Source organism: Microcoleus harperi Pol14_C6 (assembly GCF_036701295.1).
GTDB lineage: Bacteria > Cyanobacteriota > Cyanobacteriia > Cyanobacteriales > Microcoleaceae > Microcoleus.
On sequence record NZ_JAUBQN010000009.1, the window covers coordinates 21,856 to 36,598 of the forward strand.

Sequence of the window (14,743 nt, forward strand, 5' to 3'; positions counted from 1 at the left end):
TTTTCCCGCCTGGTTTTAATTCTCATTTTCATTTTAGTGCGATCGGCAAACCTTTTGTAACAAAACTTTTACATTCCCTTGACTTATATCTGAATATGTGTTCAGATATAAGTAAGAAGAAACAAATTCACGAGGAAAATCTCAAATGACTACCGCCACCCAAACAAAATGTGCCTGTCCTTCATGTTCGTGCGTTGTCAGCCCCAGCGAAGCCATTGAAAAAGACGGCAAAACATACTGTTCCAATGCTTGCGCTGAGGGCCACCCCAACGGCAGCGGCTGCGGTCACACCGGCTGCGAGTGCCACAAATAAATATTCGGCTTCAAAAAAGGCTAATCACCAACTGCTAAATATATCTCAAGGGAGATGCGAACCGCGCATTTCCCATTTTTGGTGCTTTTAGGTTAAAGAAAAGTTAAAATAAAGCTAACTTAAGGTTAAGACTGCATTAATAGACTAAATACAGAGCGAAAAAGCACAATTGCTACTTACGCAATACAATAGAAGCAAGTTAGCGCCGCGATACTGAGTACAAATAGTGCTATTAACAGCAGAGACCGAACCAAAAGTTGAATACCAAAAGTTTAATTAGGAGGGGGCAATGAAAGAGCGGGAAGATTTTTTACATCCTCGCAATCGCTACTACGGTGATTTCACGCCAGAAAACTTGGCGTTTAATGCCAACTTGCAGGAGTTTGCTCAAAAAATAACTTATATTTGCTCGCTGGAAACAGGGGGGAAAATTAGCGCTGAGAAAGCTTATAAAGATATTAAGATGCTTTGGAAAGACTTAAAATCCTCTAAGAAGCAATTGGGAATTGGCCAAAAACCCCCCAGTGCCGAGGAGCAAAATTCACCTTAAAGTCATCGCTGCAAACGCAGCGTTTACCGTCGAAAACCCCTGCGATTGTGAGCGCTGCTTTTTGCTGCGTACCCAGCAAAGGTAAGGTGCTTGCTAGTAGACGAAGTTTAGAAAGTCTATGGTTTGGGATTTGGTAAAGTTTCTCCGGCAAAGGAAGTACAATTGCCACCGAGGCCTGAAATAATCGCGCAAGTATTAGTTTTCAGCATTCCCTGATATGTATCAGCACCAGTGCCGGGGCCGCCCAACTCGTCGCTGTAAAGTTCCTTGTCCGAAATTTTGACATTTGCCTCCCTCGCCACAGTCTCCATCAACTTCGGATTAGTTGTAGTTTCGGCAAAAATTGTCGGCACTCCTGCAGTCTTAATTTCTGAGGACAATTCAGCAATTCTTGCTGCGGTGGGCTGTTCCTCTGTCGTCACACCCTGCAAAGCTCCAGCCATCTCCAAACCGTAAGCATCGGCATAGTAACTCAGAGCATCGTGAGTTGTTACTAACTTCCGTTTTTGGGCTGGAATAGTCGCAATTTGAGCTTTGATCCAAGTATCTATTTTTTGCAACTCATCTGTTAAGCTTGCTGCATTTTTTGTATAAAGTTGAGCATTGTTGGGGGAAACTTTGATCAATTCATCGCGAATTATTTCTACCATGCGCCGGCCATTTTGAGGGTTATGCCAAACGTGAGGGTCAGGGACTTTTTCACCTTCTGCGTGGGATGGGTTTTCCGCTTTCTCTTCACCGTGTTCGTGCTCGTGTTCGCCCATCAGCGGTTTGGGAACTGCGAGTTCGTGTACGGCGATTTTGGGCGCGGAATTACTGCTAGATTCAATTAACTTAATGATGCTGGGTTCGTGGTTGTAGCCGCCGTATAAAATCAGATTTGCTGTTTCAATCGCTTTGCGGTCTTCCGGCTTGGTTTGGTAGGCGTGGGGGTCGTCTCCCGGCTTAATTAGACAGGTGGTGTCGATCGAACTTTGAGCAATTTCTTTAGTTAGGTCGCAGATAACACCAGTCGTGGCGACGACTTTGGGCAAGTTGGCAGCCGGACTCTCCGGCGCCCGATTGCTGGCGTTTTCTCCTCCACTGCACCCAACCACTCCGCAGCCAATCGCCAAAACAGCCACCCCCCACAATCTGCGGGTTTTTCCAACCAACTTCTTTAACATTTTCACCTTTGGAACGATAATCGTTATTGCTTTTTCGAGTTATCCTATTCTAGTAGCTACGAACAAGAATCGTTCTCAAAATCTCGAATTATGCTAGAAGTGCAAGACTTGGCTGTCAATTATCGCGGAATTTCGGCCCTCAACAGCGTGAATTTCCATTTAGAATCGGGACAATTAACCGGTGTGTTCGGCCCCAACGGCGCGGGGAAAAGCACGATGGTGAAAGCGATGCTGGGATTGATCCCGGCCTGTCGGGGTTTGGTGAAATATCAGGGGCAGTTGTTGAAAAAACAGTTGTCGCGGGTAGCTTATGTGCCGCAGCGATCGCAAATTGACTGGGATTATCCGATTACGGTGTGGAATGCGGTGATGATGGCGCGAACTGTCCAGACTGGTTGGTTTCGCAGCCCCTCGAAGCAGTCGCAAGAATTGGTGAAAGCTGCTTTGCTGCGGGTAGGAATGTGGGATTTGCGCGATCGGCAAATTGGCGAACTGTCTGGCGGACAGCAGCAGCGGATTTTCTTAGCAAGGTCGATCGCCCAACAAGCCGATTTATTCTTCTTCGACGAACCTTTTAACGCGATTGACAAAGCAACCGAAGAAATTATTTTCGATATTTTTGCCGAACTAAAAGCAGAAAATAAAACATTGCTAGTAATCAGCCACGATCTAGGCGAAACTTTAAAACAGTACGACAATTTATTATTGCTAAATAAGCAGTTAATTGCAACTGGTTCCTGCCGAGAAGTGCTCACCGCAGCCAATATTCAAAAAGCCTATGGATACGATTTAAGTTTAGTTTCAGCGTAAACAAAACAAGATTTATATTTAACCGTAGATGAACCAAAATGCACCAAAATAATTATCTTATATCTGCGTCTATCTGACTGTATCTGCGGTTAAAACAATAAGATTGTTGAGGTAAGTAATTAAATGTTAAACCTACTAATTGAGCCACTAAAATTCGAGTTCATGCGAAATGCGATCGCCGTCGGCATTTTGCTAGGAATTCTCTGCGCCGTTGTGGGTTCCTACTTAATTGTACAGCAAATGGGAATGATGGTTGACATGATAGCCCATTCAGTATTAGCAGGATTGCCAGTGGCTTTTTCTTTAGGTTTCAATATTTCCATCGGCGCGTTTATATCGGGAATTATCAGCGCCGTAATTATGGCGGGGATTCAATCGCAGTCGCGCCTAAAAATTGATGCAGTTATGGCATTAATCTTGTCTACATTTTTAGCAATTAGCGTCACGCTAATTAGCCTGTTGCGGACAACCAAATTAGACTTAGACGGTTTTTTGTTCGGAAATATCTTGTCAGTTGCACCTGCTGACGTGCAGCAGACTTTTGTCATAACTTTAATAATTTTGGTGGCGGTTAAACTCCTTTACAAAGAACTGCTATTCTATACTTTTGACCCGTTGGGGGCGCAAGCGTCCGGTTTGCCTGTAAACTGGATTTATTTGGGGATGATTTCGGCGATTACCCTGACGATTGTTGCCAGTTTGCAAACTGTGGGGGCGCTGTTAGTAATTTCGCTGTTAATCGGGCCGGGAATAACGGCGTATTTGTTGGTAAAAGAGCTACATTTAATGATGGGATTAGGAGCAATTATTGGGATTATAGCTAGCGTGACTGGTATGTATCTCAGCTATTATTTTAATATGCCGTCCGGGGCGGCAATTGTATTAGTTATTTTTGGGTTATTTTTACTAGCTTTATTGTTCAGTCCCAGTCAAGGAATTTTGACAAGAAAGAGAGGATAACAGTCCAGGACGCACAGGCTCTATCTGTTGTACGTTTTTTACGCTTACTTACGCAAAAAGTAATTTAACGCCCTACTTATAACAGCTTGCTCAGGCCGAACTTTTTGCAGCTCATAGATTTATGACCAAACCAGCAATTCGCCACCGCATCCGCCAGCGGCGAGAAACTGACCTTCGGGATGCCATGCGAGACAGGAAAAACCGCCCTCTGCACCTTCTAGAATTTGCAGCAATTGTTCTGCTTCCCCCCACAAACAAACTTGACCATCTGCGGCGGCGGAAGCTAATAAAAATGTGCTAGGTTGAAAGGCGATCGCATTTACCACATTTTCATGCACCTCTAACGCCCAAGAATCCCAACCGACTCTTTCATCAGCGTCTCTTTCCCAGACAGAAATACCTTGAGAGCTCGAAGCAGCTAACAAAGGTGCACCCAAAGAATTAGTTTTATCCGACCAAGCTAACTCCCGAACCTTCCCCGGAAAACCCTGCATTACCCACGGTTCAAAATTTCCCCATTCATTAACAATGAGACTATTGTCCATATTGCCACAAGCTAAATATTCCCCATGTGGTGACCAAGCAATTGCACCGGTTGCAGAGGGTACTGATAAAATTTCCGGGTCTTCATCCCAGTCTTCGCCATGCCAAACTTTGACGCCTTGATAGCCGCTAACTGCCAGATATTGAACCATCGGATGCCATGCTAAATCGAGAATAGATGATGACTCGAAATTCAGCGTTACTTCAACAACATTATCCTCAACATTCCAGACTTGAACGTAGCGGCCCATACTGAAAGCTAACTGGTTGCAGTTGGGACTCCAAGCTAACTTATCAACCCAGACGCGGTGGTTATCCAAATCAGCAATTAATTCCCCAGAATTAACCCGCCAAATTCGTACTTTTCCATCTTGTCCGCCAGCAGCTAGGAATTGACTGTCGCCCGAAAAAGACAAACAATCGGCTGACTTACCCGTGGCACTTTGTAGTGTTTGCAAGGACAATTCATTAACTTCCCCTACTGCCGCCAGCATCACTTCCCCCGCAGCGGAACACACTGCTAAACTTGTGCCATCCGGCGACCAAGTAACAGCAGTTACGTAGTCAGACAGCATTGCTTCGGCGTGAAATTCCAGGGTTTGTTCGCTACTTTTTAAACTAGACACCGACAGAAATCCTCTCGCAATTGATTTTCGTTTAAGTTGCGACCGATGAATACGAGTTCATTTTTCGGAGTTTCGGTAGCTTTCCAAGGTCTATCCGGGCGGCCATCAAACACCATATGTACTCCTTGGAAAACAAATCGCTGGTTGTCTCCGGCGATATTCAAAATGCCTTTTGTCCGAAAGATATTCGGGCCTTGAGTTCGCAACAATTCCTCCATCCAATCGCTAAATTTGTTGCGGTCAAGGGCGCCGGATGCTACTATGGCTACGGAGGTAACTGTTTCGTCGTGTTCGTGAGTGTGTTCGCCCAAAAAGTCTGGTTCGATTTCTAATGCCCGGTTCAAATCAAATGCTTTAACGCCCAACAAAGCCTCCATTGCTAATTCAGCGTTGCGGGTACGGTAAATTTTGGTCATTGCATTCATGGTGCGAATTCGCTTTTCTAATTCTGCCAATTCTTCGTCAGTCACTAAATCAGTTTTATTGAGCAAAACTACATCAGCGAAGGCAATTTGTTCTTGAGCTTCGTCGGCGTCCCAGTGCTGCCAGATGTGCTTGGCATCGACTACGGTGACAACTGCATCTAGCAGTAATTTTTCCCGCATATCTTCGTCTACAAAAAAGGTTTGAATTACGGGTGCGGGGTCGGCTAAACCTGTGGTTTCGATGACTATGTGGTCAAATTTGTCTCGCCGCTTCATCAAGTTGCCGATAATCCGAATTAAATCGCCTCTGACTGTACAGCAAATGCAGCCGTTGTTCATCTCGAAAATTTCTTCGTCGGCATCTATTATGAGTTGGTTGTCGATGCCTACTTCGCCGAATTCGTTGACGATGACTGCAACTTTTTTGCCGTGTTCCTGTGTTAAAATGCGGTTCAGTAGCGTAGTTTTGCCTGCGCCGAGATAACCCGTGAGAACGGTAACAGGAACTGATTCGATCGCCCCAGCAGTCACCATACTTGACCTCGATTATTTTACAATGATAACCATTATCGCTATTTTACACCCGACCTGCTGGAAACGCCCACAATATTAAAGAATGTTAATAAATTGTTGGTGAGAGCTTGGAGGAGCGAGTTTTACCAATAATATTTGCTGCAATTCAAAATATCGATCGACCCGCCCCTCTCAGATGACAATTAATTGTTAATCATAGCTGCAATTCGATCGCGCTCTAACTCTCGACCGATCAGGACTAATTTGGTTTGACGCAGCTCCGAAGGTTGCCAAGGGCGATCGTAAAAATATTCTATCCGCGAACCCACACCTTGCAACACCATCCTCATCGGTTTCTTGGGAACCGCCACAAACCCTTTAATCCGATAGATTTCTTCCTGCTGCATCAAGGATTGCAGTTTTTTCACCAATGCTTCAGGTTCAAATTCGCGATCGGCAATAAAGTAAGTTGAGTTAATATCATCATCGTGTTCGTGTTCCTCCTCAGCATCGTGGTGACTCGGGCGAGACTCCAAATCATCCTCAACCGCCGCATTAAATCCCATGAGAACATCAGGGTTAATTTCGCCACCTTTGCAGGGCACAATTTTCACACTCGGACGCAACTCTTGCTGCAACCAGCTTTGGACTTTGGTGTGAGTTTCCACATCTACGCGATCGACTTTCGTTAAAAGTACCATATCGGCACAGGCTAACTGGTCTTCAAACAATTCCTCGATCGGAGTTTCGTGATCCAAACTATCATCAGCCTGTCGCTGTGCCATCAAAGCATCAATATCACCGACAAAAGTACCGCTAGCAACAGCTTCGCAATCGACAACAGCAACAACACCGTCTACAGTAGCACCCGTGCGAATTTCCGGCCAGCGAAAAGCTTGAATTAAAGGTTTAGGAAGTGCGAGACCAGAAGTTTCTATTACAATACAATCAATTTTTTCTCTGCGCTTCAACAATTCCTGCATAGTCGGCAAGAATTCCTCTTGAACAGTGCAGCAAAGACAACCATTTGTTAGTTCTACAATATTGCTGTTGACATCTTCTTCTTCGTCGCAAACTTGACAATCGCGCAGCAATTCTCCGTCAATTCCGATTTCGCCAAATTCGTTAACCAGAACAGCAATGCGGCGACCTTGATTATTTTGCAATAAGTGGCGAATTAAAGTAGTTTTGCCGCTACCAAGAAAACCAGTGATGACAGTAACAGGAATTTTGTGCATTGATAATTTTGTGCTTATTTGATGGTGGGATATCTCGTTCCCAAGCTCTGCCGGGGAATGCCGATCTAGAGGCTCTGCCTCGCTGGAATAAAGGAGCGCTTTTAATACGAAGCAGATCCTCTGAGTATGCGTTACCAGGCCGAGATCGTAGGTAACAACTTAAGACTGAAACCTACAATAAAAGTCGCTTTTTGGCAAAGTCTAGATCCCCCTAAATCCCCCTTAAGAAGGGGGAATTTGAGAATATTTCTTGTCCCCCCCTTGTTAAGGGGGGTTAGGGGGATCTAGATTTAGATAAAAACAACAGAGACGATCGGTTTGACGTTAAGTTGTCACCAATGGGCAGAGCATGGTAACGAGAAAGGTTCTAATTTGCCAGCGGTGGAATCTTTGCTAAAACGCCTTTTTTCAGAGCTTGAGGACGCTCAGACCAAGGCAACAAACCGTCCGGCTTAGCATAGTATTGACCCGCGCATTCGAGTACCGCCTCGATGCTTTCCGCCTCATTTGCTGGTAAATCGCCAAACAGATAAGTGTACTTTCCGACAGCAGCAAAAGACACCGCACAAGAGTGACTGCAAGCACTCATGCACTCAACTTCTTGAATTTCAAATTTATCGGAAAACTCCCAATCTTTAGCGAGTTCGGACAAATTTTCCATGAATTGTTGACCGCCGCTTTTGCCTTCGCGCTTGCCGTTTTTCCAAACACTAGCGCAAGCAGTGCAAACAAACAAATTGTGCTTTGTGCGTACAGTCGCATTAATTCCATCCATCATCCGTACCTCGCAGATGCGTTCAAAAGTGAGTTAGATATCGGCGGGCATTCTGACTTTAGAAACAACAAGCGTTTCATTACAGTTGCGGGACAGCGCCGGACTTGCACCGAACTTTCCCCGTTTCCTCTAGCGACTGCTCCCCGCTAGAACCGATCGCGAAATCACATCATACCGCACTTGCCGCCTTTTTTCAAAAAAGTTATGTTTGTAGGAGCGATCGTTTCGTTCGTAGTAAGGACTTTAGTCCTTATAAGATAACGGCTTCAGCACTAAAGTCCTTACTACCAACCATAGTAATTACCTATGAACGCTTTTCCTGACTTTTCCCAACATGGCTATCAAATAAGTCGCGAACTCGGATACAACAGTTTGGGCGGCCGCGTTACCTATCTCGCCACAAAAATTAACACAAAAAAATCCGTTGTAATTAAGCAATTTCAATTTGCCCAATTAGGTGCTAGCTGGGAAGAATACGCAGCTTACGAACAAGAAATTAAAGTTTTGCAAAATCTGGATTTTCCGGGCATTCCCCGCTATCTCGATTCTTTTCAAACTGACAGCGGTTTCTGCATGGTGCAGGAATACAAAAATGCCGAATCTGCTGTCGCCCGGACTTTTGCGCCGCCGGATATCAAGCAAATTGCGATCGCCACTTTAGAGATTTTAGTTTACCTGCAAGCTCAGAAACCACCGATAATTCACCGCGACATCAAACCGGAAAACTTGTTAATCGACGAACAGTTAAATGTTTACTTAGTAGACTTCGGTTTTGCGCGGTTAGGAGGTGGAAATATCGCCGCCAGCAGCGTTGTCAAAGGTACGATGGGATTTATGCCACCGGAGCAAATGTTCAACCGGGAATTAAGCAAAGCCTCGGATCTTTACGGCTTGGGGATAACGCTGATTTGTTTGTTAACTGGGACAAAATCTGCGGATGTCGGTAATTTAATTGATGCTAATTATAGCATTCATTTTCGGCATTTAGTACCGCCGTTGCAGCAAGGTTGGATGAATTGGTTGGAAAGAATGGTAGCGCCGAGAATTCAAGATAGATATCAGTCGGCGGCTCATGCTTTAACTGCACTAGAATCTTTGGATGTCAGCAACTTGCCAAAAGTGAGAATTGAGCGCGATCAACTGAAATTTACTGCTACTGAATATGGAGAAATTATCATACGGGCGATCGCCATTAGCAACCCAATTCCCGATACAATTTTAACAGGAAGATGGGAAGTCGCGCCGCATCCGAACGATCCGCCGCACACGCCTTACGACCATTCTTGGATTTCTTTTGAACCGCCATCATTTGAAAGCAATGAATTGGAGTGTCAGATTGCGGTAGATACGAGCAAATTGCTGGCCAGCCAAACTTATCAACGCCAGATTGTACTGCGCGCTAATTCTGAACCAAATACTTATCAAGTTGCAATTCAAGTTAAAACTGCGCGCCTTCCCGAATCCAAACCAACACTATCTTTGTCTAAAAAGAGACTGCTTTTCATGGTGGTGTTTGTTTTCGCCGGTTGGCTGTTGGGTTGCGAAATCCATCCACTGTTTTTATCGATGTTTTTAATTTCTCCGCTTGTTAATGGATTTATAGCAGCGGAAATAACGCTATATGCTGAAGTAAAGGGAACTGAAATCAATTGGTTTGGAGCCGTTTTCGGAGCGAGCTTTGGAATTACAGCTATGTCGATATTAACAAGCGCTTTTGCCTCAGTTTTCGAGATTAATTTGGGCGATAATCTGAGTAAAATCATCCCTTTATTAGTTTGCTTGGTGGCATCAGCTTTAGTTGGTGCTGCGGCCGGTAGTGTTGCCAGTAGTTGGACTTTGACACTCTGGGCATTTGCAGCTTCGGGACTGACTTTTATATCTTCGCTTGCCCTGGGATTAAATTTTGGGATGACACAACCTTTAGGGATTAGTATTTACTTGATACTTCTACTTTTATTTAGTTCCTTTTGTTGGTTGGTAGTTTATACTTTAGCTAAACCTGGAATTTCCGATCGCATTAAAAAAGGTTGTTTGAAGCAAGATGCTGTGACACTCGCCTTTCTCACGGCTGGATTTTGCATCAGCTTAGGAACCGCATTGCAACTGTTTTTTAAATTGGCAACTAATATGGATTCGGTTGAAATCATGGAACTTTTACTTGTCGGAGGAATTACGATCGCTCCCGTCGCCCTCACTGCTATTCCCTTACTCAATCTGATAGTTTTTAAAAGAAATCAAATTATTGCCAACTATCGAAAATCCCAACCCCATTTAATCAAACCGTAAAAACTTGTTCGTAGTAGGGACTTTAGTCCTTAAAGACTGAAGTCCTTACTACAAACCTTTTTTGGACTGAAGTCCTTACTACAAACCTTTTTTGGACTGAAGTCCTTACTACAAACTTTTTTTGGACTGAAGTCCTTACTACAAACCTGACAAATTTATGAATGCTTTTCCTGACTTTTCCAACTACGGCTATCAAGTAACTCGCGAACTCGGACACAACCGCGCCGGCGGGAGAGTTACCTATCTCGCTACCGAAATTAATACCCAACGTTCCGTCGCCGTCAAACAATTTCAATTTGCCCAAACAGGTGCTAATTGGGCTCAATATCAAGCGTGCGAACAAGAAATTCAGATTTTGCGAGAACTGGATTATCCCAACATTCCCCGCTATTTAGATTCCTTCCAAACTGCATCGGGTTTTTGCATGGTACAGGAATACAAAAATGCCGATTCTCTCGCTATTTTGCGCCAGCTAACACCGCAGCGAACCAAGCAAATTGCTATCTCTGTTTTAGAAATTCTCAAATACTTGCAAAACCGCGTTCCGCCAGTGATTCACAGAGATTTAAAACCGGAAAATATCTTGGTGGACGATCGCCTGAATGTCAGCCTTGTCGATTTTGGATTTGCTAGAATCGGCGGGGGAGAAGTGGCCGCCAGCAGCGTTGTTAAAGGCACTTTGGGCTTTATGCCGCCAGAACAAATGTTCAATCGGCAGCTAACTGTTGCATCGGATTTATACAGTCTCGGCGCGACGCTAATTTGCTTGCTAATCGGCATCACTTCTACCGAAATTGGCAGTTTGATGGATGATACGGGGCGGATTAATTTTAAAAATCGCTTGCCGCAGCTAACTCCAGAATTTCTTGAGTGGCTGCAAAAAATGGTGGAACCCAATTTCAAACACCGCTATCCTTCCGCAGATGCTGCCCTCAATGCTTTGATTCCCCTCGAAGTAGTTCAGCAGCGTAACAACTTAAAACCGGTATTGATATCAGTCGGAGTATTAACAGCAATTTCTGCTATTTTTATTCCGCTTTTTTGGAAATCTCCCGAACCTCAAACAGCAGTAGATATCAAACCAGTAATCAACTCAGCAAATTTGAACCCTAAGACTCAAGTAATGTTAACTGACGAATTAGAATCAACGAAACTTAGGGATGTTTGGTCTTTGAAGCAAAACAAAAAAGTCTATTTTGCTGTAAGTGCTGCTAACTTGCCAGAAGGAGAATATAGAAGTTATTGTAAGGTTGTCAACCCTCAAGGAATATTCGCCGCCCAAAGTCAATCTTATTTAAAAACGACGGGCGATCGATTAAATACTTGGTGCTGGTACAATTTTCAAAAGGATGACAAGCCGGGAAATTGGAAGTTTGAATTTTACTTAGACGGTGAAAGAGTGACGCAAAATAGTTTCAAGGTCTTACCTTAAGATAGTTGTTCCGGGCTGGCAGTGAATTTCTTTGCCGTCAAAAGTTGGCGGATTCCAAGTTTCTGCATAACTTGCATTAATTCGATCGCTCTCGCAAATTGCAGAAATAGTTGTTATGCCACCCATTTCTTTAAAAGCAAACACTGCGCCAGTGTAGGATTTCCCGGTACTCATATCATTAGGTTTAGCAATCGCGATCGCGCTTTCAAATTGTGCCGATTGGCGTTGATTGTACGAGGTTTGCACCGGACCCATTGATGATACGATCGTATAATTATAGTCATCGGTTTGTTCTTTAAGTCCTAGAGCCAGTTGAGTAATATTATCGCTAAATTTACCGTACTCTGCATAGTAAGCTTGCTGCATTTTATTAATGCTATTAATATATTGTTTAGCTTCTGAGGATTTCGGAGCGCTAGAGAGGGAAAGTTTGTTGAATTGAAAATCGTAAAATGACGCCATGATGCCAGCCACAACCGCGCTGTAAATTGCAATCCTCGGCAGCAAACTGGATACTGGCAACCTCGATTTTTTACTGGCTTTAGCTACATTGACTGACATTTTTTTCACTGTCATAAAGTAAATTTGCCAAGCTTGTAGGGTGCGCTGCACACACCCTACAAACTATAAATTATGCAGTTTCGTGCTGTTTGCGCCATGCGGGATGCCACAGCAATTCGGCAGTCGATCGCTTCTCCACCATTTCAGAAGTAATCGTACAGTTAGCCACATCCTTGCGAGAAGGCAACTCGTACATGACATCGAGCATTAACTCCTCTAAAATGCTGCGGAGAGCTCTGGCGCCAGTTTTGCGACGATAGGCCTCCTGGGCGATCGCCCGCAGCGCTTCCGGCTGGAATTCCAACTCCACGCTGTCCATCTTCAACAGCTTTTGATACTGCTTCACCAGCGCATTCCGGGGCTCAGTCAATATCTGCATCAAAGCTGCTTCATCCAGCGGCGAAATCACCGTCACGACCGGAATCCGCCCGACAAACTCCGGAATCAAACCAAACTTGACTAAATCGTCCGGCTGTACCTGCTGCAAAATATCAGCCGCCCGCTTGTCTTTCGCCGGCAAAGTCGAGTTGCTGTCGCTTTCCGTTGGCTGAATAAAGCCCAAGGATTTTTTACCCAAACGCTGTTCAACTATTTTTTCCAAACCGACAAAAGCACCGCCGCAAATAAATAGAATTTTGCTAGTGTCAACTTGAATAAAATCTTGGTAAGGATGTTTGCGGCCTCCTTGCGGGGGCACGTTAACCACTGTTCCTTCCAACATTTTTAGCAGCGCTTGCTGCACTCCTTCTCCCGATACATCCCTGGTAATCGAAGTATTTTCGCTTTTGCGAGCAATCTTGTCAATTTCATCAATATAAATAATGCCACGCTGCGCCGCTTCAACATCAAAATCTGACATTTGCAACAGCCGCAGCAAGATATTTTCTACATCGTCGCCGACATATCCAGCTTCTGTCAGTGTCGTCGCATCCGCTACCGCAAAGGGCACTTCGAGCATTTGCGCCAAACTTTGCGCTAACAAAGTTTTGCCACAACCTGTGGGCCCGACTAGGAGGATGTTGGATTTTTGCAATTCTACATCGCTGTCAGGGGAAGACTTGTCGCTATCTTTAGCTTGGTCAACGCTCAAGCGCTTGTAGTGGTTGTAAACTGCTACAGAAAGGACTTTTTTTGCTGAATGTTGGCCGATGACGTGGTTGTCTAAATGCTGCTTAATCTCTGTTGGTTTCGGAATTTGAGCTAAAACGATTTTCGATTTATTCGATCGACCCGGGCGCCGCGTTCCTTGTCCCTGAGACTCTCGCACCTCTGATTGGGGAATCTGTTGACCAATTGTTTTACTGGAGTCAAAGAACTCCTCCTCTAAAATTTCATTGCACAGTTCCACGCATTCATCGCAAATGTAGACGCCGGGCCCAGCTATTAACTTGCGGACGTACTCTTGCGACTTGCCGCAAAAGGAGCATCTGAGATGGGAGTCATATTTTGACATATTTGCCTCTTAATTTACGGTTGCGGTTGCTTGTTTCGACTGGGGAAGTTGCCGCGGGAGCGACCTTAGCTTTGCCCTAGAAGGGTTTCCCGATCGGACACCCAAGCCAGTCAAGCTTCGCGATCTCTATTTCTAAGTTAACACTTTTGAGGCTTTAGTCCTTAGTCATGAGTCATTCGAGCCAATTTGAATTTTTCATTTTCACTTGAAAATAAAGTGGCACTGGCTTACCATTTTTTGTATTCCAAAAATTTTCCTGACATAATTATTTTCACTCGATCGCCTTTTGGGTCTGCTTCTTTCTCGACATCCAAAGTAAAGTCGATCGCGCTCATAATCCCGTCACCAAATTTTTCGTGAATCACTGCTTTGAGTGGCATCCCGTAAACTTGCAAAATTTCATAGAAACGATAAATCAGGGGGTCAACCGGAACCGAGGGTTCCAAAGAACCTTTTAACAGAGGTTCACAGAGAACCGCAGCCGTCTCGCTATCTAGTCCTAAAGCCGAGACAATTTTCTCGGCTTCATCTTGTGATGCGGTAGCTTGACGGTAAATAAGCGCGGCAATCCAAACTTCGTCGCGCCCTAAAACTTTTTCCAAATCTGCAAAACTAATTCCCTTAGCTTTTTTAGCAGCCAAAAGCTTTTCTGTAATTCCTGAAATTGCCATTAAATATTCTCCCCTTCACTTCGGTGTCAGATGTGAAATATCTCTCACATTTTGGTAATTTTGTCAATACTTAAGTTGAGAAAAAAAATCGAATTGATAGCTCGGAACAGCAGCAAAAGTTGGTCTCGTTAACCCCCACAACTCATACAATTTGAGATTTGAGATTTGAGATGGTAAATTGGCAATGACTGATGACTACCAGGGTTGAGAGCTAGTCAACAGTTGCATTCTTTTTTCCAACTGGTATCACAACTGGTAAATCCTAAAATAACTCATAACTGCCCTGCGACAATGGTACATTTGGCAGTATATGTAATAAAAGTTACACCCGCAAAGGCCTTCGGCATTCGGCAAACGGCTGAATCTCGATCGTGCTAGCCTGAAGCTCAATCCTCGCTCACGCAGCCAAAGCCCCTTTACC

Annotated in this window: 14 protein-coding genes and 1 riboswitch; of the genes, 6 read left to right on the top strand and 8 right to left on the bottom strand. The window is 44.4% G+C overall.

The window, feature by feature from the left end:
* Positions 1–145: 145 nt before the first annotated feature.
* Together QUA27_RS09385 and QUA27_RS09390 are read left to right on the top strand one after the other, a co-directional pair.
* Positions 146–313, top strand: coding sequence for a metallothionein (locus tag QUA27_RS09385; protein WP_333067595.1), 168 nt, complete (start codon positions 146–148; stop codon positions 311–313).
* Positions 314–602: 289 nt separating this feature from the next.
* Positions 603–863 carry a DUF7219 family protein gene (locus tag QUA27_RS09390; RefSeq protein WP_333067596.1) on the top strand — a complete coding sequence of 87 codons (261 nt, stop codon included), beginning with the start codon at positions 603–605 and terminating at the stop codon, positions 861–863.
* A 116-nt stretch (positions 864–979) separates the two neighbouring features.
* Here QUA27_RS09390 and QUA27_RS09395 read toward each other — a convergent pair whose 3' ends face one another.
* Positions 980–2,029 (bottom strand): metal ABC transporter solute-binding protein, Zn/Mn family, encoded by a 1,050-nt coding sequence (locus QUA27_RS09395; RefSeq protein WP_333067597.1) that lies wholly within the window; start codon positions 2,027–2,029, stop codon positions 980–982.
* Between the two features lie 90 nt (positions 2,030–2,119).
* Between QUA27_RS09395 and QUA27_RS09400 the strand changes: the two genes are divergently transcribed.
* Positions 2,120–2,839, top strand: a complete 720-nt coding sequence (locus QUA27_RS09400; RefSeq protein WP_333067598.1) for a metal ABC transporter ATP-binding protein — start codon at positions 2,120–2,122, stop codon at positions 2,837–2,839.
* Between the two features lie 123 nt (positions 2,840–2,962).
* Entirely contained in the window at positions 2,963–3,799 is an 837-nt protein-coding gene (locus QUA27_RS09405; protein ID WP_333067599.1) for a metal ABC transporter permease, read from the top strand.
* 119 nt (positions 3,800–3,918) lie between these two features.
* Here QUA27_RS09405 and QUA27_RS09410 read toward each other — a convergent pair whose 3' ends face one another.
* The 4 genes from QUA27_RS09410 to QUA27_RS09425 all read right to left on the bottom strand — a co-directional run bounded on the left by QUA27_RS09410 (position 3,919) and on the right by QUA27_RS09425 (position 7,922).
* A complete protein-coding gene (locus tag QUA27_RS09410; protein ID WP_333067601.1) occupies positions 3,919–4,968 on the bottom strand; it encodes a WD40 repeat domain-containing protein in 1,050 nt (349 codons plus the stop codon).
* A complete protein-coding gene (locus QUA27_RS09415; protein WP_333067602.1) occupies positions 4,956–5,927 on the bottom strand; it encodes a CobW family GTP-binding protein in 972 nt (323 codons plus the stop codon). The genes QUA27_RS09410 and QUA27_RS09415 overlap by 13 nt, the downstream gene beginning before the upstream one ends.
* Positions 5,928–6,109: 182 nt before the next feature.
* Complete coding sequence (cobW, locus tag QUA27_RS09420) at positions 6,110–7,144, bottom strand: cobalamin biosynthesis protein CobW (RefSeq protein ID WP_333067604.1); 1,035 nt, start codon at positions 7,142–7,144, stop codon at positions 6,110–6,112.
* A 367-nt stretch (positions 7,145–7,511) separates the two neighbouring features.
* Positions 7,512–7,922: a DUF1636 family protein gene (locus tag QUA27_RS09425; RefSeq protein ID WP_333067605.1), complete on the bottom strand. Its 411-nt coding sequence runs from the start codon at positions 7,920–7,922 to the stop codon at positions 7,512–7,514.
* Positions 7,923–7,944: 22 nt separating this feature from the next.
* Positions 7,945–8,091, bottom strand: a riboswitch (cobalamin riboswitch).
* Between the two features lie 134 nt (positions 8,092–8,225).
* On the opposite strand from QUA27_RS09425, the gene QUA27_RS09430 reads away from it, so the two are divergent.
* On the top strand, positions 8,226–10,205 hold the full coding sequence (locus tag QUA27_RS09430; RefSeq protein WP_333067606.1) for a serine/threonine protein kinase: 1,980 nt from the start codon (positions 8,226–8,228) through the stop codon (positions 10,203–10,205).
* Between the two features lie 157 nt (positions 10,206–10,362).
* The gene (locus tag QUA27_RS09435) at positions 10,363–11,637 is read left to right on the top strand and encodes a serine/threonine protein kinase (RefSeq protein WP_333067607.1); all 1,275 of its coding nucleotides are present in this window, start codon (positions 10,363–10,365) and stop codon (positions 11,635–11,637) included.
* On the opposite strand, the gene QUA27_RS09440 is transcribed toward QUA27_RS09435, so the two are convergent.
* The 3 genes from QUA27_RS09440 to cynS all read right to left on the bottom strand — a co-directional run bounded on the left by QUA27_RS09440 (position 11,629) and on the right by cynS (position 14,322).
* A complete protein-coding gene (locus QUA27_RS09440) occupies positions 11,629–12,213 on the bottom strand; it encodes a type IV pilin-like G/H family protein (RefSeq protein WP_333067608.1) in 585 nt (194 codons plus the stop codon). The two genes, QUA27_RS09435 and QUA27_RS09440, sit on opposite strands and share 9 nt — an antisense overlap.
* 55 nt (positions 12,214–12,268) lie before the next feature.
* Positions 12,269–13,651, bottom strand: coding sequence for an ATP-dependent protease ATP-binding subunit ClpX (gene clpX, locus QUA27_RS09445; RefSeq protein WP_333067609.1), 1,383 nt, complete (start codon positions 13,649–13,651; stop codon positions 12,269–12,271).
* Between the two features lie 227 nt (positions 13,652–13,878).
* Positions 13,879–14,322, bottom strand: coding sequence for a cyanase (gene cynS, locus QUA27_RS09450; protein WP_333067610.1), 444 nt, complete (start codon positions 14,320–14,322; stop codon positions 13,879–13,881).
* Positions 14,323–14,743: the final 421 nt, after the last annotated feature.

Excerpts from the sequence above, each read along its gene's own strand:
- QUA27_RS09385 (WP_333067595.1), top strand. The coding sequence starts at position 146 with ATGACTACCGCCACCCAAACAAAATGTGCCTGTCCTTCATGTTCGTGC.
- QUA27_RS09390 (WP_333067596.1), top strand. The coding sequence starts at position 603 with ATGAAAGAGCGGGAAGATTTTTTACATCCTCGCAATCGCTACTACGGT.
- QUA27_RS09395 (WP_333067597.1), bottom strand. The coding sequence starts at position 2,029 with ATGTTAAAGAAGTTGGTTGGAAAAACCCGCAGATTGTGGGGGGTGGCT.
- QUA27_RS09400 (WP_333067598.1), top strand. The coding sequence starts at position 2,120 with ATGCTAGAAGTGCAAGACTTGGCTGTCAATTATCGCGGAATTTCGGCC.
- QUA27_RS09405 (WP_333067599.1), top strand. The coding sequence starts at position 2,963 with ATGTTAAACCTACTAATTGAGCCACTAAAATTCGAGTTCATGCGAAAT.
- QUA27_RS09415 (WP_333067602.1), bottom strand. The coding sequence starts at position 5,927 with ATGGTGACTGCTGGGGCGATCGAATCAGTTCCTGTTACCGTTCTCACG.
- cobW (WP_333067604.1), bottom strand. The coding sequence starts at position 7,144 with ATGCACAAAATTCCTGTTACTGTCATCACTGGTTTTCTTGGTAGCGGC.
- QUA27_RS09425 (WP_333067605.1), bottom strand. The coding sequence starts at position 7,922 with ATGATGGATGGAATTAATGCGACTGTACGCACAAAGCACAATTTGTTT.
- QUA27_RS09430 (WP_333067606.1), top strand. The coding sequence starts at position 8,226 with ATGAACGCTTTTCCTGACTTTTCCCAACATGGCTATCAAATAAGTCGC.
- QUA27_RS09435 (WP_333067607.1), top strand. The coding sequence starts at position 10,363 with ATGAATGCTTTTCCTGACTTTTCCAACTACGGCTATCAAGTAACTCGC.
- QUA27_RS09440 (WP_333067608.1), bottom strand. The coding sequence starts at position 12,213 with ATGACAGTGAAAAAAATGTCAGTCAATGTAGCTAAAGCCAGTAAAAAA.
- clpX (WP_333067609.1), bottom strand. The coding sequence starts at position 13,651 with ATGTCAAAATATGACTCCCATCTCAGATGCTCCTTTTGCGGCAAGTCG.
- cynS (WP_333067610.1), bottom strand. The coding sequence starts at position 14,322 with ATGGCAATTTCAGGAATTACAGAAAAGCTTTTGGCTGCTAAAAAAGCT.